Source organism: Sphingomonas sp. (assembly GCF_023266535.1).
In the GTDB taxonomy this organism is placed as follows: Bacteria; Pseudomonadota; Alphaproteobacteria; order Sphingomonadales; family Sphingomonadaceae; genus Sphingomicrobium.
This window is the reverse complement of sequence record NZ_JAHFPY010000026.1, coordinates 8,259-29,848: the sequence shown is the minus strand read 5'-3', so window position 1 is coordinate 29,848 and position 21,590 is coordinate 8,259. Positions and strand designations below refer to the sequence as shown.

Sequence of the window (21,590 nt, the reverse complement as noted above, 5' to 3'; positions counted from 1 at the left end):
TGGATGCGCTCGAAGCTTTCCGCCAGCACGGCGCGGACACCGAGCAGGATGGTGCCCTTGGCCGCCCAGTCGCGCGACGAGCCGGTGCCATATTCCTTGCCAGCAATGACCACCAGCGGCGTGCCGTCGGCCTGATACTTCATCGCCGCGTCGTAAATCGGCATGGTTTCGCCAGTCGGCGCGTAGCGGGTCATGCCGCCCTCGACCCCGTCGAGCATCTTGTTGCGGATGCGGATATTGGCGAAGGTGCCGCGCATCATCACCTGGTGGTTGCCGCGCCGCGCGCCATAGCTGTTGAACTCGGCCCGCGGCACCTGATGCTCGATCAGATAGCTGCCCGCCGGGCTGTCGAGCTTGATCGAGCCGGCCGGCGAGATGTGATCGGTGGTGATCGAATCCCCGAATACCGCCAAGGCCCGCGCGCCCTGGATGTCGGTCAGCGGCTTGGGCGTCATGGTCATGCCGGTGAAGTAGGGCGGGTTCTGGATGTAGGTCGACCCGGCGGGCCAATTGTAGGTGTCACCGCCGGTCACCTCGATCGCGCGCCAGCGCTCGTCGCCGCGGAACACGTCGGCATAGCGCGAGCGGAACATGTCGCTATGGACATGCAGGTCGATAAGGTTGCGGACTTCGTCGTTCGACGGCCAGATATCGGCGAGAAACACATCCTTGCCGTCCTGATCCTGGCCGATGGGCGACTTCACCATGTCGTTGCGGACCGTGCCCATCAGCGCATAGGCGACCACCAGCGGCGGCGAAGCGAGATAGTTGGCGCGGCAATCGGGCGAAACGCGGCCCTCGAAGTTGCGGTTGCCGGAAAGGACCGAGGCGGCGACCAGATCATTGTCGTTGATCGCCTTGCTGATCGGCTCGGCCAGCGGGCCCGAATTGCCGATGCAGGTCGTGCAGCCATAGCCAACCAGGTTGAACCCGATGGCGTTCAGGTCTTCGCTCAGGCCACTGGCATCCAGATAGTCGGTTACCACCTGGCTGCCCGGCGCGAGGCTGGTTTTGACCCACGGCTTCGGCGTCAGGCCAAGTGCGCGAGCCTTGCGGGCGACCAGGCCGGCCGCGACCAGCACCGACGGGTTGGAAGTGTTGGTGCAGCTGGTGATGGCGGCGATCATCACGTCGCCATTGCCGACCTGGAAGCTTTCCCCATCGACCGCAACCCTGCTGTCGTTGCTCTTCTTGTAGGTGCCTTCCAGCTCGGCGTTGAACAGCTCGTCGACCTCGCTGAGGCGGACCCGGTCCTGCGGGCGCTTGGGCCCGGCGAGCGACGGTTCGACCGTGCCCATGTCGAGCTCGAGCGTATCGGTGAACAGCGGGTCGGGGGTGGCGGCGTCGCGCCACATTCCCTGCGCCCTGGCATAGGCGCGGACCAGTTCGATCCGGTCGTCGTCGCGGCCGGTCAGCTTCAGATAATCGATCGTCCGCTCGTCGATCGGGAAGAAGCCGCAGGTCGCGCCATATTCGGGCGCCATGTTTGCGATGGTCGCGCGGTCGGCGAGCGACAGGGCATCCAGGCCCGGTCCGAAGAATTCAACGAAGCGGCCGACCACGCCCTTGGCACGCAGCATCTGGGTGACGGTCAGCACCAGGTCGGTGGCCGTGATGCCCTCCTTGAGCTCGCCCGACAGGCGGAACCCGACCACTTCGGGGATCAGCATCGAGACCGGCTGGCCGAGCATGGCCGCTTCGGCCTCGATCCCGCCGACGCCCCAGCCGAGCACGCCGAGGCCGTTGACCATCGTCGTATGGCTGTCGGTCCCGACCAGCGTGTCGGGGTAGGCGACTTCCTCGCCGGTCTGGTCGGTGCCGGACCAGATCGCCTGGGCGATATGTTCGAGATTGACCTGGTGGCAGATGCCGGTGCCCGGTGGCACCACCTTGAAATTGTCGAAGGCGCTCGAGCCCCACTTCAAGAACTCATAGCGTTCGGCGTTGCGCTGATATTCCAGCTCGACATTCTTCTCGAACGCACGCGGATTGCCGAATTCGTCGACCATGACCGAGTGGTCGATGACGAGGTGGACCGGGACCAGCGGATTGATCTTCTGCGGGTCGCCGCCGAGGCTCTTCATCGCATCGCGCATCGCGGCCAGGTCGACCACCGCCGGAACGCCGGTGAAATCCTGCATCAGTACGCGCGCCGGGCGATACTGGATCTCGCGGTTGATCCGCCGTTCCTTCTGCCAGTCGGCGATCGCCTGGAGGTCGTCGCGGGTGACGGTGACGCCGTCCTCGAAGCGCAGCAGATTTTCGAGCAGCACCTTCATCGAGAAGGGCAGCCGGCTGACGTCGCCGAGCAACACGGCGGCCTTGTCGAGCGAATAATAAGCGTAACTCTTGCCGCCGGCCTCCAGCGTCGAACGGGTCTTCAAACTGTCCTGGCCGGTCGGGATCATTCGCTGGTTCCTCTGGGGTTCGCGCCGCTGTCAGGGCGCACGTGGGTGTTGGCGGCGCCCCTAGCAAGAACAGGCCCTCAAGACAAAGGGACTCAACCGAGCGAAGTCGCACCCATTGCCACCACGGCAAGCGCCATCACCGCAGCGGCCAGCCACCCCATCAATTTCAGCCGCCCTCTGATGATAAAGCGGCCCATGACCGACCGGCTCTGGGCCATCAGCATCATGACCGCCAGCACTGGCACGGAAACGACACCATTGATTACCGCCGCCATGTAGAGGGCGTCGATCGGGTTGATCGGGGTGAAGTTCATCAGCGCGCCGACGCCGGTCGCGGCGACGATGGTGCCATAGAAGGCCTTGGCGCGCTTGGGCTTGCGGTCCAGGCCCACCTTCCATTGCAGTGCCTCGCCGATGGCATATGCCGCCGATCCGGCAAGCACCGGCACGGCCAGCAGGCCCGTCCCGACAATGCCGAGGGCAAATACTGTCGATGCATAGGGGCCCGTGATCGGCCGCAAGGCTTCCGCGGCGTCGGCCGACGTGTCGATGTCGGTGATCCCATGGGCGTGCAACGTCGCGGCAGCGGTGAAAATGATTGCCAGTGCAACGAGATTGGCTCCGCCCATGCCGGCCAGCGTGTCGAGTTCAATCCGCTTGAGCTCCGATGGCCCTTCCCTGGGGGCATGGTCGAGGGGATGGCGCTCGGGCAGGACGTGAACGTCCTCTGCTTCCCCTTCCGCCTCCCAGAAAAAGACATAGGGACTGATTGTCGTCCCGAAGATGGCAACAATCATGGTCAAGGTTGCTGCGTTGAAGTTGACGAGCGGCACCGCCACGCCGCGCAGCGCCTCGCCCCAGGAGACGTGGATCAAGAACAGAGTAACGACGTAAGCCAGTAGCGCCAGCGTCAGCCATTTGAGGTGCCTCACATAGCTGGCGTAGCGGGTGAACACTTCGGTCAGCGCGCAAAATGCAGCGAAGAGGATCAGGAACGGCCAAGCCGGCACGCCGGCGACAAGCGCCGTGGCGTCGGCCATCGCACCCAGGTCAGCGCCGATATTGATCGTGTTGGCGATCAACAGCAGCGAGACGGCGGCATAGGTCAGCCAGGCTGGATAGTGGCGGCGCAAGTTGCCGGCGATCCCATGCCCGGTAACTCGTCCTATGCGGCCACTGATCATCTGAACCGCCGACATCAGCGGATAGGTGACGAGCATTGTCCAGCCGAGCGCATAGCCGAACTGGGCCCCCGCCTGGCTGTAGGTAGCGATCCCGCTCGGATCGTCGTCCGACGCGCCGCTGACCAGGCCCGGGCCGACGACATCGCGTAGCTGAAGCCGCTGTGGGCCTTGAGCCGAACCGTCATGAGTATCGCTGTAATTGGTCATCGCGCCGCCCAACGAGACAGTCTTGGCTTGGTTGCCTAAATCCAGCCGCGCCGCCTGAAATAGAGATAGGGCAGCACGCCGGTCGCGAAGATCAACGCCAGTGCCCAGGGGTAGCCCAGCAGCCAGTGAAGTTCGGGCATGTGATCGAAATTCATGCCGTAGATCCCGGCGATCAATGTTGGCGGCAGGAAGACCACTGCCGCCCACGAGAAAAGCTTCATCGCCGCATTCTGCTCGATGCTGATGAGGCCAAGCGAGGCATCGAGCAGGAACTGCAGATTGTCCGACTGGAAAGTGGCATGCTCGCCGAGCGAGGTGACGTCGGTTGTCAGGCTGGCGAGATGCCGGTGAATGTCTTCGCCGCCCTGTTCATGCATACGATTCGACGCGGCTAGAAAGTTCAGCATGCGGCTGGTGCTGACCGCGGTGTAGCGGATCTTGGCAAGCAGCGTCTGCACCTGACCGATGCTGGTTAGCAATTTGCGGAGCTTTTCCGCGGGGATTCGCCGATCCTGGACATTCTCCTGGAAGATCGCGGACGATAGCTCTCCGATCTCGCCACCGACATGCTCCAGCTCGTCGGCGAGGCGGTCGATGATCGCGTCGATCAGCCCGACGAGCGCATGTCGCGCGTCCTGTACCGTTTCCGGTTCGCGCCGCGCCTGCTCCTCAAATGCACGGATAGGCTTGGGCGTGCCGTACCGGACCGTGACCAGCCGGTCGTTGGTGAGGACGAAGCTGACCGGCGTGCTGCCCGGCGTCCCGTCGGTAATTCCCGAGAGCACGCTAATCGTCATGTAAAGGGCGCCATTGCGCTCATAGAGCCGGCTCGACGGCTCGATCTCGGCCATTTCCTCTTGCGTGGGCACGTTCAGGCCCACGCAGCGCTCGACCAATTGCTCTTCTTCCTTGGTCGGCTCCTCGAGGTCGATCCACGTCGCGGCATCGGGAATCTTCTCGGCCTTCGCCTCGACGATCGCGCCCTCGCAACCAGGTCCGTATGTGCGCAGCATGGCGCGACTGGTGCGGCAGCAGCGGGCGCTTGGCAAGCGCCGCAATGCTGCTAGGCCTTGGCCCATGCCGGCCACCTTGCCGCGGCCCAGGCCGCTGATTTCCCTCCTCGCCGTCCTCGCCCTGACCGTTGCCATCCTATGGGCGATGGGCCGGCCGCCGATCTGCACCTGCGGCGAAGTGACGCTGTGGGGCCGGGTCGGGCCGACGCAGAGCCAGATGCTGGCCGACTGGTACAGCCCGAGCCACGTCATCCATGGCTTCTTATTCTATGCCATCCTCCGCTGGCTGTGGCCGAAGTCGGCGATCGAGCATCGCTTCCTCGCCGCAATGGTCATCGAAGCAGCGTGGGAAATCATCGAGAATACGCCGATGGTCATCGACCGATACCGCGAAGCGACGGTGGCATTGGGCTACACTGGCGACTCCATCCTCAACTCGGCCAGCGATATCGCGATGATGGCGCTCGGTTTCCTGCTCGCCCGGCGGTTGCCGCTATGGGCCAGCGTCGCCATCGTCATCGGGTTGGAACTGCTGGCGCTGGCCGTCATCCGCGACAATCTGACGCTCAACGTGTGGATGCTGCTGGCGCCGAGCGACGCGATCAAGGCCTGGCAGGCCGGCGCCTAGAGCTTTGTCAGAGCCGCGAGATTCTTCTCGCACACCGGCGCGGCGAAGCGCGCCACGGGACGCAATGTCGGGCTGTCACCGGTCGCTTCGAACGCCCGGTGCTGCGCCGCTGCCCGGCGAAGGACGCGCGCCAGCTCGGCCTTGTAGGTGCCGTCGAAATCCGTGGCGGTCGCCAGCCTTTCGAGCATCGCCTCATGTTCGGGCAGCAGCTGCGACGAGGGCAACAGGTTGATGTAGCGCCCGGCAAAGCTCAGCTGCGCGCCGATGCCGGTCTGGTCCATCACCACCTGGCTGGCGAATTTCTTGATCTTGTTGGTCGAACCGCGCCCTTCCGCGAAGTGGGACGCCTTGACCGCGAACAGGGCGCTCGATGCGCTGAACGCCATATAGCTTTCCGGGTCGAGCGCGGCGGCTGGCGGGACCGGCGTGACGGGCGGCGGAGGGGGCGGTGGCGGCGCCTTCTTCGGCGCGCAGCCGGCCAGCAGGGCGGCGGTTACCATCGCGGTCCAGCCAAGGGAGCGGGCCAGCCTAACGGCCAAGCATCATCTCCGGCTTCACCACTCGGTCGAAGGTCGCTTCGTCGACCAGGCCCAGCTCCAGCCCCGCTTCCTTCAAGGTCAGCCCCTTCTTGTGCGCATGCTTGGCGATCGTCGCGGCATTGTCATAGCCGATTTCGGGCGCGAGGGCAGTGACCAGCATCAGCGAGCGGTTCATCAGCTCGGCGATGCGCGTCTCGTCGGGTTCGAGCCCGTCGAGCGTCCGCTCGGTGAAGCTTTCCATGGCTACCGTCAAAAGGTTGATCGAGCGGATGACATTGGCGCCGATCAGCGGCTTGAACACGTTGAGTTCCATGTGGCCCTGGAGGCCGCCGACCGTCACCGCGACATGATTGCCCATCACCTGGGCGGCAACCATGGTCAGCATCTCGCACTGGGTCGGGTTGACCTTGCCCGGCATGATCGAACTGCCCGGTTCATTTTCCGGTAGCTTCAATTCGCCGAGGCCGCAACGCGGGCCCGAACCGAGCAGGCGGATATCGTTGGCGATCTTCGACAGGCTGACGGCGATGGTGTTGAGCACCCCGGAGAGTTCGACGAGGGTGTCGTGCGCGGCCAGTTCGGCGAATTTATTGGGCGCCGACGTGAACGGCAGCTGGGTCAGGTTGGCGACTTCCTTGGCAAAGGCCTCGGCAAAGCCCTTGGGCGCATTGAGCCCGGTGCCGACCGCCGTGCCGCCCTGGGCCAAGCGCATCACCCGCGGCAGCACGCCTTCGACCCGATCGATATTGTCGGCGATCATCGCCGCATAGCCAGAGAATTCCTGGCCAAGGGTCAGCGGGGTCGCGTCCTGGAGATGGGTCCGGCCGATCTTGACGATCGAGTCCCAGCGCTTGGCCTGGCTGGCGAGCTTGGTGTGGATCAGGGCGAGGGCAGGAAGCAATTTGCGGCTGACGGCGATCCCGGCGGCAATGTGCATCGCGGTCGGGAAGCTGTCGTTCGACGACTGGCCCTTGTTGACATGGTCGTTGGGGTGGACCGGCTCCTTGCCGCCGCGCGTTCCGGTGAGCTTCTCGTTGGCCCGGCCAGCGATCACCTCATTGGCGTTCATGTTCGACTGGGTGCCCGAGCCGGTCTGCCAGATGACCAGCGGGAATTGCCCGTCGAGGTCGCCGCGGGCGACTTCACCCGCCGCCGCCTGGATCGCCTCGGCGATCTCGGCGTCGAGCCCGCCGAGCCGGGCGTTCACCCGCGCCGCGGCCTGCTTCACATAGCCGAGCGCATGGGTGATCTCGGCCGGCATCCGCTCGCGTTCGCCGAACGGAAAGTTGGCGATCGAGCGCTCGGTCTGGGCGCCCCAATAGCTGTCGCCGGGCACTTCGAGGGGTCCGAAGCTGTCAGTTTCGGTGCGAGTATGGCTGCTCATGTTGTTCCTCTTTGTTCGTCATTGCGAGGAGCGACGCGACGAAGCAATCCAGAAAATGGCGCACTGGATTGCTTCGCTATGCTCGCAATGACGATCGGCTATTTCTTCTTCGTGAAGTCGACGTTGACGACGTTGGAGCCGTCATCGGACGGCTCGGCGACCGGAGCGTCATTCTCCGCCTGGTCATGCTCCTCCGGCACGTCGACCGCGCCATTGGCCTGGAACTTGAGGCTGAAATCGACCGCCGGATCGACGAAATCGGTCACTGCTGCGAACGGCACGACCAGGGTCGAGGGCACGCCGCCAAAGCTCAGGCCGACCGTGAATTCATGATCGGCGACCTTCAGGTCCCAGAAGCGATGCTGGATGACGATCGTCATTTCGTCGGGGAAGCGTTCGACCAGGTGCTTGGGGATCGAAACGCCCGGCATTTTGGTCTTGAAGGTGATGTAGAAATGGTGGCCGCCCGGCAGTCCGCCGGTCTGTTCGACCTCGCGCAACACCCGGCCGACGACGTCACGCAGCGCCTCCTGGACGATCTCGTCATACGGAATCAGGGACTCAGGGGTTTCCTCACTCATCGCTTTTCGTGGTAGCGGGCAGTGCCAACCGGTCAAGCGAAGAGAAGTCAACATATGCCGATCGATGCCAAGCAGCCCTATGACGAGCAGAATATCTTCGCCCGGATCCTGCGGGGCGAGATTCCCAGCAAGACGGTGATGGAGAGCGAGCACAGCCTCGCCTTCCACGACATCAACCCGCTGGCGCCGATCCATGTGCTGGTCATCCCCAGGGGCCCCTACGTCAGCTGGGACGATTTCACCGCCAAGGCGTCGGACGCGGAAATCGCCGATTTCGTGCGGACCGTCGGCGAAGTGGCGCGGCAGACCGGGGCGGATGCGCAGGGCTATCGCATCCTGTCGAACAGCGGCAAGCGCAGCGGCCAGGAGGTCGCCCACCTCCATGTCCATGTGTTCGGCGGGGCACCGTTGGGGCCGATGTTGGCACGTTAGCGCAACAGCTTCGTTCATTCGCGGGCAAGGGGATTGCGCCCACGCTCCAAGGCGTTAGGGTCCCGCGCAAATTCAAAGAACAATCTCAAGGGGAAGATGGTATGGCCACAGCAGCACCGAGGAGGAGCTTTCTCGGGCGGATTGGGTTGCGCAAGAGCGTCGCCCAAATTCAGGAGGAAACCCGGACTAGCGAGCTCAAGCGCACCCTGGGTCCGTGGAACCTCGTCTTCCTCGGCATCGGCTGCATCATCGGCGCCGGCATTTTCGTCCGCACCGGCAATGCCGCCGCGCTGCATGCCGGTCCGGCCGTGCTTATTTCCTACGTCATCGCCGGCCTGGTCTGCGCCTTTGCTGGCCTGTGTTACGCCGAGCTGGCCTCGACGCTGCCGGTTTCGGGATCGGCCTACACCTATAGCTATGCCACGATCGGCGAGTTTGCAGCCTGGGTGATGGGCGCGCTCCTGCTGCTCGAATATGGCCTCGCGGCGTCCGTCGTTGCGGTCGGCTGGTCAGGCTATATGGTCAGCTTGTTGGGAGACTTTGGCCTCCATATCCCGGCGGCTTTGACCGGGCCGACAGGTCACCATCTGCAAAAGGACGGGGTCGACGTGCTGGTCAACGGCGCGCCCGTCACCTATCTGTTCAACCTCCCGGCCTTCCTTGTTTGCGCCGCGCTCGGCATCCTGTTGGTCGTCGGCGTGTCGGAATCGGCTAAGTTCAACAACGCGATCGTGGCGATCAAGGTCACGGTGCTGACCGCTTTCATCCTGGTCGGCGGCTTCATCATCCTCAAAAACCTGCCCACCTACATTCCCAATTGGGAGCCGTTCATCCCGGCCCCGACCGGAGAAAAGGGCGAATTCGGATGGAGCGGCATTCTCCGCGCCGCCTCAATTGTGTTCTTCGCTTACATCGGGTTCGAGGCCGTCTCGACCGCCGGGCAGGAAGCCAAGGATCCGGCAAAGGACATGCCGTTCGGGATCATCGGATCGCTGGTCGCATGCACGATCATCTACATCCTGGTGTCGATCGTTTTGACGATGGTCGTGAACTACAAGTCGCTGAACGTGCCTGATCCGGTAGCCGTCGCGGTCGACGCCTTTGGCCCGCAATGGGCCTGGTTCGCCAAGACCATCAAGGTCGGCGCAATCGTCGGCCTGACTTCGGTCATCCTGGTGCTGATGTACGGCCAGACCCGGATCTTCTACACCATGGCTCGCGACGGCCTGTTGCCGAAAGTCTTCTCGCGTGTTCACCCGACCTTCCGTACCCCCTGGATCAACACGATGGTTGTGGCACTCGCGGTCGCTTCGGCCGCAGGCTTTTTCGACATCAACTTTCTCGGCGATGCGACGTCGGTCGGCACATTGGCAGCGTTCGGCATCGTCTGCCTGACCGTCATCTGGCTGCGCAGGACCCATCCGGACATCAAGCGCGGCTATCGAGTGCCCCTTTATCCGGTGCTGCCGGCATTGGGGATCCTCAGCTGCTTTGCGCTGATCTTCACGGTCGAAAATCGCGTGCTGGTGTTCTTTGGCTGGTACATCGTTGCCGCCATCATCCTCTACTTCGTCTATGGCATGCACAATTCGGAGCTGGCCAAGGGTCATGCCGTCGCTGCCGACGGACAGCTACCGGTCTATCCGGAAGATGCTCCGAGGGACGACAGCGGCAAGCCGATCATTCGGCCGTAATCAGACGATCGGGATGCAGAGGGGCGGGTCCGGAAACGGGCCCGCCCTTTTCGTTTGGGCTAGGCGAGCACGTCCTCGGCCAGCGCCTTCAGATCGGCCTCCGGCCGTGCGCCATAATGCTGGATAACCTCGGCAGCGGCGATCGCGCCCAGCCGCAGCGAAGCCTTGAGGCCAAGGCCCCGCGCCTCGCCGGCGAGGAAGCCGGCGGCGAACAGGTCGCCCGCGCCGGTTGTGTCGACCAGCCGCTCGATCGGCTCGGCCGGGACGTCGGCCCGCTCGCCGCCGCGAACCGCGGTCGCGCCATCTTCGGATCGGGTGACGACCAGCGTCTGGACATAGGCCGACAGTGCCGGGATCGCCTCCTCGATATCATTGACCATGGTCATCGATGCCGCCTCGGCCTCGTTGGCGAACAGGATGTCGATCTTGCCGTCGCGGAGCAGCTGCCAGAAGCTGTCGCGATGGCGGTCGACGCAGAAGGTATCGCTGAGCGTGAAGGCGACCTTGCGGCCGGCGGCATGGGCCGCCTCGATCGCCGCTTCCATCGCCGCGCGCGGCTCGGCCGGGTCCCACAGATAGCCTTCGAGGTAGATGATCCCGCTGTCGGCGACGGCGGCCAGATCGACCGAGCCCTTTTCCAGCAGCTGGGCTGCACCAAGGAAGGTGTTCATCGTCCGCTGGGCATCGGGAGTGACCAGGATCAAGGAGCGAGCCGTGGCGCCGACGTCGCCCCGGGGATCGACCAGGAAGGCGATGCCCTGTGCTTCGATATCGTGACGATAAATCTCACCGAGCTGGTCATTGGCGACCTGGCCGATGAAGGCGGCATCGAGGCCCAGCGCGGCAAGCCCCGCGGCGGTGTTGCCGGCCGACCCGCCGCTGATTTCTCGCCCCGGTCCCATCGCCTCGTACAGGCGGACCGCTTCTTCCTGGTCGATCAGCCGCATCGACCCCTTGTGCAGCCCCTGGTGGGAGAGGAAGCCATCGGTCGTGTCGGCAATGACGTCGACGATGGCATTGCCGATGCACAGCACGTCGAAGCGGGGCTTGGTCATGAAACGAGTGATCCTGCGGGAAATGAGGTTGCGGCGCGCCTAGCGGCTTCGGCCACGTCAAACAACTACTCGTCATTCCCGCGAAAGCGGGAACCTAGCGAAAGCAAAAACTGGGTCCCCGCTTTCGCGGGGATGACGAACTGTGCTTAGAACGGCCGATGCGTCCAATTCCCTTACTTACATTACTGATGCTCGCGGCCTGCGCCCCGCGTCCGGCTCCAACCCCGGCGCCGGCTGCCCCGGCGACCCATGCATCGCCGAGGGATGACGAGCACCGCAGCGTCAACGGCATGACCGCCAATGAACTGATCCAGCTGTTCGGCAAGCCGAGGCTGCAAATCGTTGAGGGCGAGGGCACCAAGCTGCAATTTGCCGGACCCAATTGCCTGCTCGACGTCTATCTCTACCCGCCGTCGGGCGGCGGCACCCCGCGCGCCACCCTGATCGAAGCACGCAATGTCCAGGGCGACAACGTCAGCGCGCAAAACTGCGCGGCCACGCTCGAAAAGCGCTAGAGCCGGTCTAATGCCCAGCGGGCCGCGTCGGCGACGACCGGATCGTCGCTCGGCAGATGACGCTCGACCGATGGCCGTAGCGTCAGGTCGCCGCTGTTTCCCGCCGCGATCAGGCAATTGCGGATCATGCGATTGACCCCGATCCGCTTGATCGGGGAGCCCGAGAACAGCTGGCGGAACGATGCGTCGTCGAGTGCCAGCAGGTCGGCCAGGGCCGGCGCCGCCAACTCGGGCCGGGGTGCGAACGCCTTGTTGGCCTGGGCCTCATGCGCGAACCGGTTCCACGGGCACACCGCCAGGCAATCGTCGCAGCCGTAGATGCGGTTGCCGATCGCCTCGCGATATTCATGCGGGATTGGTCCGGCATGCTCGATGGTGAGGTAGGAGATGCACTTGCGCGCATCGACCTGGTTCGGCGCGATGATCGCGCCGGTCGGACAGGCGGTGATGCAGCGGGTGCAGCTGCCGCAATGCGGCTCGGCCGGCGCGTCCGGTTCCAGGTCCAGCGTGGTGTAGATGACGCCGAGGAACAGCCAGCTGCCATGCTCGCGGTTGAGCAGGTTGCTGTGCTTGCCCTGCCAGCCGATCCCGGCGGCGGCCGACAGCGGCTTTTCCATCACCGGGGCGGTGTCGACGAACACCTTGAGCTCGCACCCGGCCTCGTCGGCCAGCCAGCGGCCCATCGCCTTCAGCGCCTTCTTGACTACCTTGTGATAGTCGGCGCCCTGAGCATAGACCGAGATGCGACCGCGATCCCTGGCCTCGGCCAGCGCCAGCGGATCGGCCGCCGGCGCATAGCTCATCGCCAGCGCGATCACCGATTTGGCCTCGGGCCACAGGCCCTGCGGGCTGGCACGCTCAACGGCCCGCTCCTCGATCCAGCCCATCTCGCCATGGTGGCCGGCGGCGATCCATTCGCGTAAGCGTTCGCCCGCTTCGGGCGCGGCATCGGCCAGCGCGATCCCCCAGGCGCAGAAGCCCAGTTCACTCGCCTTGTCGAAAATCCGTGCCTTCAGGCTTGTCATGGCGCGGCCACCCTTTACCCATTGGCGGCATGGGGGAAAGACCAATCGCCGCCGAGGCACGCGACCTCGTCAAGGACTTTGACGGCAAGCGCGCGGTGGACGGGGTCAGCCTGACCGTCCCCGAAGCCAGCATCACCGGAATCCTCGGCCCGAACGGCGCCGGCAAGACCACGTGCCTCAGGATGATGCTGGGGATCATCGATCCGAGCTCGGGCACGCGCAGCTTGCTCGGTCATGACCGGCCGATCGAGATCGCCCATTTGATCGGCTATCTGCCCGAGGAGCGCGGCCTTTATCCGGCCATGCCGGCAGTCGAAGCGCTGGCCTTCATCGGCGCCCTGCGCGGTCTGCCGATCCGCGAAAGCCGGCGCCGCGCGCTGGTTCTGCTCCGGTCGAGTGGTCATGAGGATTGGGCCAAGCGGCCGATCCGCACCCTATCCAAGGGCATGGCGCAGACCGTCCAACTGCTCGGCACCATCATCCACGAACCCAAGCTGATCGTGCTCGACGAGCCGTTCGCCGGACTCGATGCAATCAACCAGCAGAAACTGGAGCAGCTGATCCGCGACCAGGCCGCGGCGGGGGTTACAGTGATTTTCTCGACCCATGTGATCGCCCATGCCGAGCGGCTGTGCGAGCGGGTGGTGATCATTGCCGAGGGCAAATCCGCCTTCGAGGGAGCGGTCGACGAGGCGCGCGCGCGGCTCCGGCCGATCGTCCATGTTCGAACGAGGGCGGAAGATGGCCCGTGGCGCGCCGCCTTGCCTGCATCGGCAGCCAATGTCGGGGGAGAATGGCGGTTCGAACTGCCGGCCGATGGGCCCGAGCCCTTGCTCAAGGCCCTGATCGACGGCGGTGCGGGAATCGAGACGCTGAGCATCGAGCGGCCGGGCCTGCATGACGCGTTCATTGCCATTGCCGGCGAGGCGGCGGCACGGGAAATGGGCCATGCGGCTCCCACGGAGGAAGCGGCATGAAGCTGCCCGAGATCATTCGCGCGGCGTTCGTCATTGCCCGGCGCGACTACACCTCGACGGTGCTCAGCAAGACCTTCCTCTTATTCCTGCTCGGCCCGCTGTTCCCGCTGATGCTCGGCATGGGGATGGTCGGGATCGGCGCCCAGGTCGACCGCAATTCCAAGGTGCCGCCGGTAGCGGTCGTATCTTCGCCGCAAGACTTCGACCTGCTGACCGCCGCGCGGGCCCGGCTGGAACCCGTGACCGACACGCTTCCGCTGGTTGAACTTCGCTACGTCGCTCCGGAGCCGAACTTGAACGAGCAACGCGACCGGCTGCTGTCCGACGAGCAGCTGCCGGTATTCGGCGTGCTGGATGGCGGCCTGGACGCTCCGCACCTAAGCGGCGCGGTAGTCAGCCGTGGGCGAACCGCCCAGCAAATCGGTTTGTATATTGACGAGGCTCGGCGGCTGAGAAGCGAGCCGGTGGCGTCGGGTGCCAAGCTCGTTCTGGTCCCGACAGCCGGTACCGCCGGGCTGAAGGCCTTCAACCGAAGCAAGACCGGCCAGTTTGCGCAGGTGCTGCTGTTCGTGCTGACGCTGTTGCTGGCGACCATGGTCCTCAGCCAGCTGATCGAGGAGAAATCGAGCAAGGTGATCGAGGTGCTGGCGGCGGCGGTGCCGATCGACGCCATCTTCCTGGGCAAGCTATTCGCGATGCTGGCCACGTCCTTGACCGGAATTGCCTTGTGGACGCTTGCCGGGGCCGCCGTCGTCAACAGTCTGGCCACGGGAGGACTGCAAAGCCTGCCGGCGCCCGCGGTTGGCTGGCCAGCCTTCATGACCCTTATTTTCGTCTATTTTTCGATGAACTATTTGCTGATCGGGGCGACGTTCCTCGGCATCGGGGCCCAGGCCTCGACCGCGCGCGAAGTACAGATATTGTCGATGCCGGTGACCATGGCCCAGCTGGTCCTGTTCGGCTTCGCCTCGCTTGCGGTCGGGCAGCCGAACGGGACCATGGGGATTGTCGCGGCGATCTTCCCACTGTCCTCGCCGCTTGCGATGATCGTCCGCGCGGCGGAGTTGCCCGACATCTGGCCGCACCTGCTGGCCTTTGCCTGGCAGGCCATCTGGGTAGTCTTGATTTTGCGCACAGCAGCGGCGGTGTTCCGCCGCAGCGTGCTCAAGTCGGGCAAGAGCCGAGGCTGGAGGCGATTCTTCCGCAGGGCCGAAGGCGTCGAACAGCTAATGATTCCCTAGCCGAGCGCTGCCCTGGCCGCCGCCTCTAACTGGCCCATCAGGTCCATGAACGGGAATGGCCCATGGCTGATGCGCGCCACGCCGGTTGCAGCGATGTCCGCGTTCGACGGGCAGCCGGGATAGGTCATGAAATTCACCGGAATTGGCGATTCCGCGCACAGCCGCTTGAGATAATCGAGGTTACCCAGCATCGGCACGAAATAGCCGCTCGCGCCGGCTTCGGCATAGGCACGGGCCCGCAAGATCGCTTCCTCAAGCATCGCATCGTCATGCGTTTCCTGCGGCGCTTTCAGGAACAGGTCGGTGCGCAGGTTGAGGAAGAAATCCGGTCCGACCGCCGCACGCGCCGCGGCGATCCGCTCGGCCTGGACCTCAATCGGGTGCAGCCCCTCGCCGCCAACCACCTGGTCCTCGAAATTGCAGCCGATTGCGCCGGTGTCGGCCAGCCGGACGATATTGCGCGCGCCCTCATGCGGGTCGTCCGAATAAGCGCCTTCGAAATCGACCGTCACCGGCAGGTCGACTGCGTCAACAATGCGTTTGGCGTTGGCCAGGGCGAATTCCATCGGCACTTCCTGTCCGTCGCCGAAGCCATTGGCCATGGCGACCGAGGCGCTGCCGGTGGCGATGGCGGAGGCGCCGGATTTGGCCACTGCCTGGGCGCTCCCCGCGTCCCACACGTTGAACAGGACCAGCGGATTGCCGGGGACATGCAGGGCCGCAAAGTGGTTGAATTTCGATTGGTCGGTCAAGGGTCGTTCCTCCATGAAACTTGGTTTGGTCGTTGCGGAGCCGGGCGGCTTCTCGCTTCTTGCGCTCAACTACTCAGGCCGCGAGCCGAAGCTCGGCGGAAAGCGATTGCAGGAAGTCGCGGGCGTCGAAGATCTGTCCAGCGGTGTAGACGCCAGGCGGCCTCGTCTTGCCGTCAAACAGTCGTTCGACCGCTTCAACGACAAGCGGTGCCGTCACCGCATAAATGTCCCGGCCGCTCGCGCTTAGGCGTCGCGCATCGCCATTGGATCGAGCGATCACGTCGACCATGAACGTCTGCGAGGACCGGCCGCTTTCATCGTCAGCCGTGGGCTGCTCGGACGCGGGATCGATCAGGTCGCTGACGGCGCAGGATGTCATGAAGGACTTGATGTCCTTTACCGGGATATGGTGCGGGATGGTCACCGCATCGGCCATGGTGAATTCGGTGGCGACCGGCTGCGTCCCCAGCGGGGTCGGGAAGGTCCATTCGCCGGACGGGGCCGGATGATCGCGATACTCGAGCCCGCCGTTCGCATAGACGACCCGGCGGCCGCCTCGGCGTTGCCGCGAGACCTGGCCGGCCGCGCGAGTCCCCGCCGTCGGGCGCCAGCTGCTGAGGCCGTAGGCGATCGAGATTTCGTCGGCCATCGGCCAGTCGCCCACCGCTGCCGTCGCCAGAAGGTCGCCAAGGCCGCCGAAGAAGGCCATGGCCGGCAGGATGATGATCCCGGCATCGCGTGCCTGCTCTTCGTAATTGGCGAGCGTATCGAGATTGGCCTCGATCTCCGCCGCCACGTCCAGATAATGGATCTTCGAGCGCAGCGCCGCTTCGATCAAGGCGGGCGCGGTTTCAGCGAACGGCCCCGCGCAATTGATGACGGCCGCCGATCCGGCCAAAGCCCGATCCAACGACATCGGATCATCGGTCGACGCCACTCGTCGCGCCAGTCCAGGAAACCGGTCGCCGAGCGCCGCCAGCTTGGCAGCATCTCGGCCGGCAAGCACCGGCGCCCAGCCGCGCTTGACGAGCTCGGCAACGACGAACCGGCCGGTATGGCCATAAGCCCCATAGACAGTCACTTGATGCTGCATTATCTATCTCGCTACAGACCTGTTCGTTTCGTTATGCGCTACAGGTCTGTAGCGTGTCAAGCGGGCGTTGCGTCATGGATTTGATGCCGAGGGAATATGGGCCATGAACGATCCTGAACCGGCCAAGGGCGGCGATGCGGTGCAACCGACAGCGAGCCTTCGCGACCGGATTCTCGCGACCGCTTCAGCTCTATTCTACCGCGAGGGCGTCCATGCCGTCGGGGTCGATCTGGTCGTCAAGGAATCCGGGGTCGCCAAGACCAGCCTCTACCGCCATTTCGGCAGCAAGGATGCGCTGGTCACCGCTTTCCTGGAGCAGGAGGACCAGGATTTCTGGAGCCAGTGGGACACCATCGCCGATTGTTACGAAGACGATCCGCGGGGCGAGCTGGAGGCCTTGCTCCACTGGATGGATGTCCGGCTGCGGCGCCCTGGCTACCGTGGCTGTCCCCAGCTCAATGTCGCCGCCGAACTCCCCGATCCGGCGCATCCGGCGCGCCGGGTCGCTGCCGCGCACAAAGAGAAAATGCGCGACCGCCTGTCGTCGATCGCTGAGCGGTTGCGACTGAATGACTCCGCGGAGGTCGGCGCGCAGCTGGCGCTGGCCTTCGACGGCGCCTTTATCAGCGCGCCGTTCGGGCAGGGGGAGCAGCTCGCGGCGACGCTCCGGCACACCGTCAAGGCGATCATCGACTTCGCACGGAGCTAGCCGGCTTCAGCCGATTGCCGCGCTCGCCATCTCGGTCAGCTTGGCCATCAACGCGCGGTGCGGGAATGGGCCATGGCTGATCCGCGCCACGCCGGCGGCAGCCCATTCGGCCTTGGGCGGAGCGCCGGGGAAGGCGATGACGTTCAAGGGCAGCGGCACGTCGCGGACGATCCGTTCGATCTGCCTTGGGTCGGCCAGCCGCGGCACGAAGAAGCCGCTCGCCCCGGCATCGGCGAAGGCCTTGCCGCGCTCGATGACCTGATCGACCAGCGCATCGTCGCGCTGCTCAAACTTGATGAACAGGTCGGTGCGGGCGTTGATGAAGAATTCGTCACCGACGGCTCGGCGGATCGCCTCGATCCGGTGGCATTGCTGGTCAATGGCGTGCACTCCTTCGCCGCCGATCACCTGGTCCTCGAAATTGCATCCGACCGCGCCGGTTCGGGCGAGCAGCGCGACATTATCGCCGGCCTGCTTGGCATCGGTCGAATAGGCTCCTTCGAAATCGACGGTCAGCGGAAGCGGGTCGACCGCATCGACGATCCGTCGGGCGTTGGCGAAAACGAAATCGATCGGCACTTGCTGCGCGTCTCCAAACCCGCTGGCGTCGCCTACCGGGTGGCTGCCAGTGGCCAGCGCCCTGGCGCCCGCTGCGACCACCGCCTGCGCGCTGCCGACATCCCAGATGTTGTAGAGGATGACCGGGTCGCCCGGCTTGTGGAGCGCCGCAAATGTCTCGAACTTGCTCATGTCGGTGTCTCTCTGTTCACTCCGGCGCCGGGCCGAGTTGCTGCCACAGTTCGATTTTCACGTCGTTGGGGTCGACGATCCAGGCAAAGCGGCCATAATCCTCGTCCTGGCGGCCGAGGATTTCGATGCCCTTGGCTTCAAGGTCGGCGATGAACCCGTCCAGGTCATCGACCCGCAGGTTGATCATGAATTCCTTCTTGCTGGGCGCGAAATAGTCGGTGTCGATCTTGAACCCCGAGAGCAGCGAAAAGCCCTCCGGATCGTCGTTCTTGAACGGGAACATGGCGCCCCAGTCGCCGCCGACGCCAAGGATCTCCTTATACCAGACGGACGTCGCTTCGGTGTCCGCGATCTTGAGGAACACCCCGCCCAAGCCGGTTACACGCGCCATCAAGCCCTCCCTTGGCAGTTTCTCCTAATGAACGAACCGTGCCACCACGTCGCGATAGCTTCGTGACACTTTCACCTGCGCCCCGCTGTCGAGCACCAGGAAGCATTCGCCATTGGTGTGTGGCTTGACCTGGCGGACCAGGTCGAGATTGACGATGGTCGAACGGTGGACCCGCTGAAACCGGCGCGGATCGAGCCGCTTTTCCAGGTCTTTCATTGTCTCGCGGAGGATCAGCGTGTTGTCGCCGGTCTGGATGCACATATAGTCGCCGGCGGCATCGATTCGCTCGATCGTGTCGACATCGACCCGGAAGATCTGGCCCTGGTCGCGGATGTTGATCATCTTCTCGAACCGCGACGAGGCGGGTCCTTCGGGCATGGCGTCGGCCAGTTCCTCGGCCGCCTCCGGAGCATGTTCGGCCAGCGCTTCCTTGAGTAGTACGGCCTCCTCGGCGCCGCGCTTCTCGGCCAGTCGCTGACGCACCCGGTCAAGCGTTGCCGCCAGCCGGTCCTCGTCGACCGGCTTCATCAGATAGTCGACCGCCTGCGCCTCGAACGCGCGCAGCGCATGTTCGTTATAGGCAGTGACGAACACGAACAGCGGCGGCTCGACCTCCATCATCCCGGAGATGACCGAGAAGCCGTCGAACCCCGGCATCTGGATGTCGAGAAACACCAGGTCCGGCTTGTGGGTCTTGATCGCGCGTATGGCTTCCCGCCCGTTGGCGGCCGTCGCGACGATCTCCACATCGTCATGCGCCTCGAGCCGCAGGCGCAAACCCTGCGTGGCCAGCGGCTCATCGTCGACGAGGATGGTGCGAATGGTCATGAATGTTCCTTTTGGTCGGTTTCGAGCGGAATTTCGACGATAACGCTGAACCCCCCATGTTCGTTCGTTCGCGTGGAAAAGCCATGCGCGGCGCCATAGGCCTGCGCCAGGCGGTCCTGGATGTTCGCCAGTCCGACGCCGGTGCCTTCGGCATCGATCGGACCGCCCCCTTCGCCGGGCCCGCTGTCCGCCACTTCGATCCGCACCGCGCGCCCCTCGCGGCGGGCATTGATCCAGATGTCGGCGCCATGTTCGGACGAGGTGACGGCATATTTGATGGCATTCTCGATCAGCGGCTGCAGCAGCAGCGACGGCAGGCGCGCGCCGATCGTGTCCGGATCGATCTTGAAATGCGGCCTTAGGCGGTCCTCGAACCGCATCTTCTCAATCTCGAGATAGAGTTTGAGGGTTTCAACCTCCTGGACCAGCGTCACCTTGGCGGTCGGCTCATTGACCAGCGTGTAGCGCAGGAATGACGACAGCCGCGACAGCATGGCATTGGCGCGCTCCGACTGCTTCAGCAGCACCAGCGTCGAGATGCTGTTGAGTGTATTGAACAGGAAGTGCGGGTTGAGCTGGTAGCGAAGCATCGCCAGCTGGGCGCTCGACGCCTGGCTCTCCAGGCGCGCGCGCTGGTCGATCTCCTCTTCCAGCAGCAAATAATAGTTGATCCCGTAATAGAGCGCCGACCAGGCGGCGAGGATCGAGAAATCGAGGATGATCGCGCCGAGATATTCGACCCCGGCGGGCTTGGCGTCGGGCCGCAGGAAGGTGGAATAGCTCCACGTCTCGATGAACGAAAAGGCGGCGGCGGCAAGCGCCACGGTGCCAAGGCTGATGATCACCGTCCAGATTGCCCGCATGGTGATCAGGCGGCGATAGAGCGACGCCATCAGCAGCGTCAGCGAATAGCCGGTCGCGGTCAGCAGCAGCGTATGGACGACGAACATCGCGCCCATCGAATTGGCCAGGCCGGACAGCGAGCGGAGGATGAAATAGCCGCTCCACCCGATCGACTGCAGCACCCAGAAGGCGCGATTCTTGTCGTCGAAGAAAGGTCGGTCGAGCCCGACGCCGGCGAGGAAGGGACGCGCCGGCCCCTTGCCGCGTGGGCGAACGACATGATCCTGCGCAGCGGCCTCGGCGAGCGCCCTGACGCTATCGCCCGCCATATCCACCTGGTTCGCCGCGACCCGATCCATCGGGTGGATATAGGCGGACAGCGGCGGTGCGCCTAGGCTTGGCGTCGACGGCCCGACCGGTCTAGGGTGCGGATGAGCCAAGGGACCCCGTCAAAGTACTACTTTGATGGGACCCGACTAGGAGAGGCAGGATGAACGAGCAAGCGCAGCGCGCCGGCTTTAAATCGATGGACGAGGGGACCCAGGAAGATTGGGCGATCATCGGCTCCCATTTCTTTCCCTACGCCCATGCGCTGCCCGACCGCGTTCTGACCCATCTGAAATTGCTCGACGGCGACTATGGCGGTTTCCCGATTGACCGCCTCCAGCACAGCTTGCAGACCGCGACGCGGGCCCATCGCGGCGGCGAGAGCGAGCCCTATGTCGTCATGGCGCTGCTCCACGACATCGGCGACACGCTGGGATCCTACAATCATCCGGAGATCGCCGCGGCGATCATGAAACCCTTCGTCGACGACAAGCTGCACTGGATTGCCGAGCATCATGGCGTGTTCCAGGGCTATTATTTCTTCCACTATCTCGGAATGAACCGCGACATGCGCGAGGCGTTTCGTGGCCATGAGCATTTCGAGGATACGGCCCGTTTCTGCGAGCTATACGACCAGACCGCGTTCGACCCCGATTATGACAGCGCCCCGCTCGAATTTTTCGAGCCGATGGTGCGGCGGGTGTTCGAGCGGCCGCTCAACACGATCTACAAGGCCGTCGGCGAACCCGCCTGAGGTCAATTTCCGGAGAGACTGAGTGTTTCGTGCCCTGACTGCCGCCGCCGCGGCCTTATTGCTTGCCTCCTGCCAGACCCATGAAGCTGCGCCCTCCGCCGGGGCGGCGGACATCGCGCCGGTGCTCGATACGCCCGACGCAGTCGACATCCACAGCCATGCCAAGCCGCTGGAGGCACGGGTCACGCATGTCGCGCTCGACCTGGCTGTCGATTTCACGGCCAGGCGGATTGGCGGCACGGCGACGCTCGACATCCAGG

The 21,590-nt window shown here is 64.4% G+C and carries 22 protein-coding genes and 1 pseudogene; 9 read left to right on the top strand and 14 right to left on the bottom strand.

Annotation, left to right across the window (positions count from 1 at the left end; genetic code table 11):
• The 3 genes from acnA to Q0C64_RS05805 form a co-directional block, all read right to left on the bottom strand.
• Positions 1 to 2,408, bottom strand: a 2,408-nt coding sequence (gene acnA / locus Q0C64_RS05815) for an aconitate hydratase AcnA (RefSeq protein ID WP_294121463.1), incomplete at its 3' end; no start/stop codon positions are given.
• A gap of 92 nt (positions 2,409 to 2,500) precedes the next feature.
• On the bottom strand, positions 2,501 to 3,799 hold the full coding sequence (locus tag Q0C64_RS05810; protein WP_294121462.1) for a divalent metal cation transporter: 1,299 nt from the start codon (positions 3,797 to 3,799) through the stop codon (positions 2,501 to 2,503).
• A gap of 35 nt (positions 3,800 to 3,834) precedes the next feature.
• A complete protein-coding gene (locus tag Q0C64_RS05805) occupies positions 3,835 to 4,812 on the bottom strand; it encodes a magnesium transporter CorA family protein (RefSeq protein WP_294121461.1) in 978 nt (325 codons plus the stop codon).
• 64 nt (positions 4,813 to 4,876) lie between these two features.
• On the opposite strand from Q0C64_RS05805, the gene Q0C64_RS05800 reads away from it, so the two are divergent.
• Positions 4,877 to 5,440: a DUF2585 family protein gene (locus tag Q0C64_RS05800; protein WP_294121460.1), complete on the top strand. Its 564-nt coding sequence runs from the start codon at positions 4,877 to 4,879 to the stop codon at positions 5,438 to 5,440.
• Here Q0C64_RS05800 and Q0C64_RS05795 read toward each other — a convergent pair.
• From Q0C64_RS05795 to Q0C64_RS05785, 3 genes are all read right to left on the bottom strand, one after another.
• Positions 5,437 to 5,979: a DUF4142 domain-containing protein gene (locus tag Q0C64_RS05795; RefSeq protein ID WP_294121459.1), complete on the bottom strand. Its 543-nt coding sequence runs from the start codon at positions 5,977 to 5,979 to the stop codon at positions 5,437 to 5,439. The two genes, Q0C64_RS05800 and Q0C64_RS05795, sit on opposite strands and share 4 nt — an antisense overlap.
• Positions 5,969 to 7,363: a class II fumarate hydratase gene (gene fumC, locus Q0C64_RS05790; protein WP_294121458.1), complete on the bottom strand. Its 1,395-nt coding sequence runs from the start codon at positions 7,361 to 7,363 to the stop codon at positions 5,969 to 5,971. Before fumC ends, Q0C64_RS05795 begins: the two co-directional genes overlap by 11 nt.
• A 98-nt stretch (positions 7,364 to 7,461) precedes the next feature.
• Positions 7,462 to 7,944 carry a ClpXP protease specificity-enhancing factor SspB gene (locus Q0C64_RS05785; protein WP_294121457.1) on the bottom strand — a complete coding sequence of 161 codons (483 nt, stop codon included), beginning with the start codon at positions 7,942 to 7,944 and terminating at the stop codon, positions 7,462 to 7,464.
• Between the two features lie 54 nt (positions 7,945 to 7,998).
• Here Q0C64_RS05785 and Q0C64_RS05780 point away from each other — a divergent pair, with 54 nt between their 5' ends.
• Positions 7,999 to 8,376, top strand: a complete 378-nt coding sequence (locus Q0C64_RS05780; protein WP_294121456.1) for a histidine triad nucleotide-binding protein — start codon at positions 7,999 to 8,001, stop codon at positions 8,374 to 8,376.
• A gap of 101 nt (positions 8,377 to 8,477) precedes the next feature.
• The gene (locus Q0C64_RS05775) at positions 8,478 to 10,070 is read left to right on the top strand and encodes an amino acid permease (protein WP_294121455.1); all 1,593 of its coding nucleotides are present in this window, start codon (positions 8,478 to 8,480) and stop codon (positions 10,068 to 10,070) included.
• A 59-nt stretch (positions 10,071 to 10,129) separates the two neighbouring features.
• Here Q0C64_RS05775 and Q0C64_RS05770 read toward each other — a convergent pair whose 3' ends face one another.
• Positions 10,130 to 11,125: an adenosine kinase gene (locus Q0C64_RS05770; protein WP_294121454.1), complete on the bottom strand. Its 996-nt coding sequence runs from the start codon at positions 11,123 to 11,125 to the stop codon at positions 10,130 to 10,132.
• A 290-nt stretch (positions 11,126 to 11,415) separates the two neighbouring features.
• Here Q0C64_RS05770 and Q0C64_RS05765 point away from each other — a divergent pair, with 290 nt between their 5' ends.
• Positions 11,416 to 11,640: a hypothetical protein gene (locus Q0C64_RS05765; RefSeq protein WP_294121453.1), complete on the top strand. Its 225-nt coding sequence runs from the start codon at positions 11,416 to 11,418 to the stop codon at positions 11,638 to 11,640.
• On the opposite strand, the gene queG is transcribed toward Q0C64_RS05765, so the two are convergent.
• Positions 11,637 to 12,665 (bottom strand): tRNA epoxyqueuosine(34) reductase QueG, encoded by a 1,029-nt coding sequence (queG, locus tag Q0C64_RS05760; RefSeq protein WP_294121451.1) that lies wholly within the window; start codon positions 12,663 to 12,665, stop codon positions 11,637 to 11,639. The genes Q0C64_RS05765 and queG overlap by 4 nt on opposite strands.
• Positions 12,666 to 12,694: 29 nt before the next feature.
• Here queG and Q0C64_RS05755 point away from each other — a divergent pair, with 29 nt between their 5' ends.
• Together Q0C64_RS05755 and Q0C64_RS05750 are read left to right on the top strand one after the other, a co-directional pair.
• Positions 12,695 to 13,642 (top strand): ATP-binding cassette domain-containing protein, encoded by a 948-nt coding sequence (locus tag Q0C64_RS05755; RefSeq protein WP_294121449.1) that lies wholly within the window; start codon positions 12,695 to 12,697, stop codon positions 13,640 to 13,642.
• Positions 13,639 to 14,883, top strand: coding sequence for an ABC transporter permease (locus tag Q0C64_RS05750; protein WP_294121447.1), 1,245 nt, complete (start codon positions 13,639 to 13,641; stop codon positions 14,881 to 14,883). Before Q0C64_RS05755 ends, Q0C64_RS05750 begins: the two co-directional genes overlap by 4 nt.
• On the opposite strand, the gene Q0C64_RS05745 is transcribed toward Q0C64_RS05750, so the two are convergent.
• Both Q0C64_RS05745 and Q0C64_RS05740 read right to left on the bottom strand, forming a co-directional pair.
• Positions 14,880 to 15,635: an isocitrate lyase/phosphoenolpyruvate mutase family protein gene (locus tag Q0C64_RS05745; protein WP_294121446.1), complete on the bottom strand. Its 756-nt coding sequence runs from the start codon at positions 15,633 to 15,635 to the stop codon at positions 14,880 to 14,882. The two genes, Q0C64_RS05750 and Q0C64_RS05745, sit on opposite strands and share 4 nt — an antisense overlap.
• A 73-nt stretch (positions 15,636 to 15,708) precedes the next feature.
• Positions 15,709 to 16,728, bottom strand: coding sequence for a saccharopine dehydrogenase NADP-binding domain-containing protein (locus tag Q0C64_RS05740; protein WP_294121445.1), 1,020 nt, complete (start codon positions 16,726 to 16,728; stop codon positions 15,709 to 15,711).
• Between the two features lie 103 nt (positions 16,729 to 16,831).
• On the opposite strand from Q0C64_RS05740, the gene Q0C64_RS05735 reads away from it, so the two are divergent.
• Positions 16,832 to 17,437: a TetR/AcrR family transcriptional regulator gene (locus Q0C64_RS05735; RefSeq protein ID WP_294121443.1), complete on the top strand. Its 606-nt coding sequence runs from the start codon at positions 16,832 to 16,834 to the stop codon at positions 17,435 to 17,437.
• A gap of 6 nt (positions 17,438 to 17,443) precedes the next feature.
• On the opposite strand, the gene Q0C64_RS05730 is transcribed toward Q0C64_RS05735, so the two are convergent.
• The 4 genes from Q0C64_RS05730 to Q0C64_RS05715 are packed head-to-tail and all read right to left on the bottom strand — an operon-like array spanning position 17,444 to position 20,608.
• A complete protein-coding gene (locus tag Q0C64_RS05730) occupies positions 17,444 to 18,187 on the bottom strand; it encodes an isocitrate lyase/phosphoenolpyruvate mutase family protein (protein WP_294121441.1) in 744 nt (247 codons plus the stop codon).
• 16 nt (positions 18,188 to 18,203) lie between these two features.
• Entirely contained in the window at positions 18,204 to 18,578 is a 375-nt protein-coding gene (locus tag Q0C64_RS05725) for a VOC family protein (RefSeq protein WP_294121440.1), read from the bottom strand.
• A gap of 24 nt (positions 18,579 to 18,602) precedes the next feature.
• Positions 18,603 to 19,406: a response regulator gene (locus tag Q0C64_RS05720; RefSeq protein ID WP_294121439.1), complete on the bottom strand. Its 804-nt coding sequence runs from the start codon at positions 19,404 to 19,406 to the stop codon at positions 18,603 to 18,605.
• Positions 19,403 to 20,608: a histidine kinase gene (locus Q0C64_RS05715; RefSeq protein WP_294121437.1), complete on the bottom strand. Its 1,206-nt coding sequence runs from the start codon at positions 20,606 to 20,608 to the stop codon at positions 19,403 to 19,405. Before Q0C64_RS05715 ends, Q0C64_RS05720 begins: the two co-directional genes overlap by 4 nt.
• A gap of 131 nt (positions 20,609 to 20,739) precedes the next feature.
• Between Q0C64_RS05715 and Q0C64_RS05710 the strand changes: the two genes are divergently transcribed.
• Both Q0C64_RS05710 and Q0C64_RS05705 read left to right on the top strand, forming a co-directional pair.
• Positions 20,740 to 21,330, top strand: a complete 591-nt coding sequence (locus Q0C64_RS05710) for an HD domain-containing protein (RefSeq protein WP_294121435.1) — start codon at positions 20,740 to 20,742, stop codon at positions 21,328 to 21,330.
• A gap of 22 nt (positions 21,331 to 21,352) precedes the next feature.
• Positions 21,353 to 21,590 (top strand): annotated as a pseudogene (locus tag Q0C64_RS05705) (aminopeptidase); the annotation flags it as partial.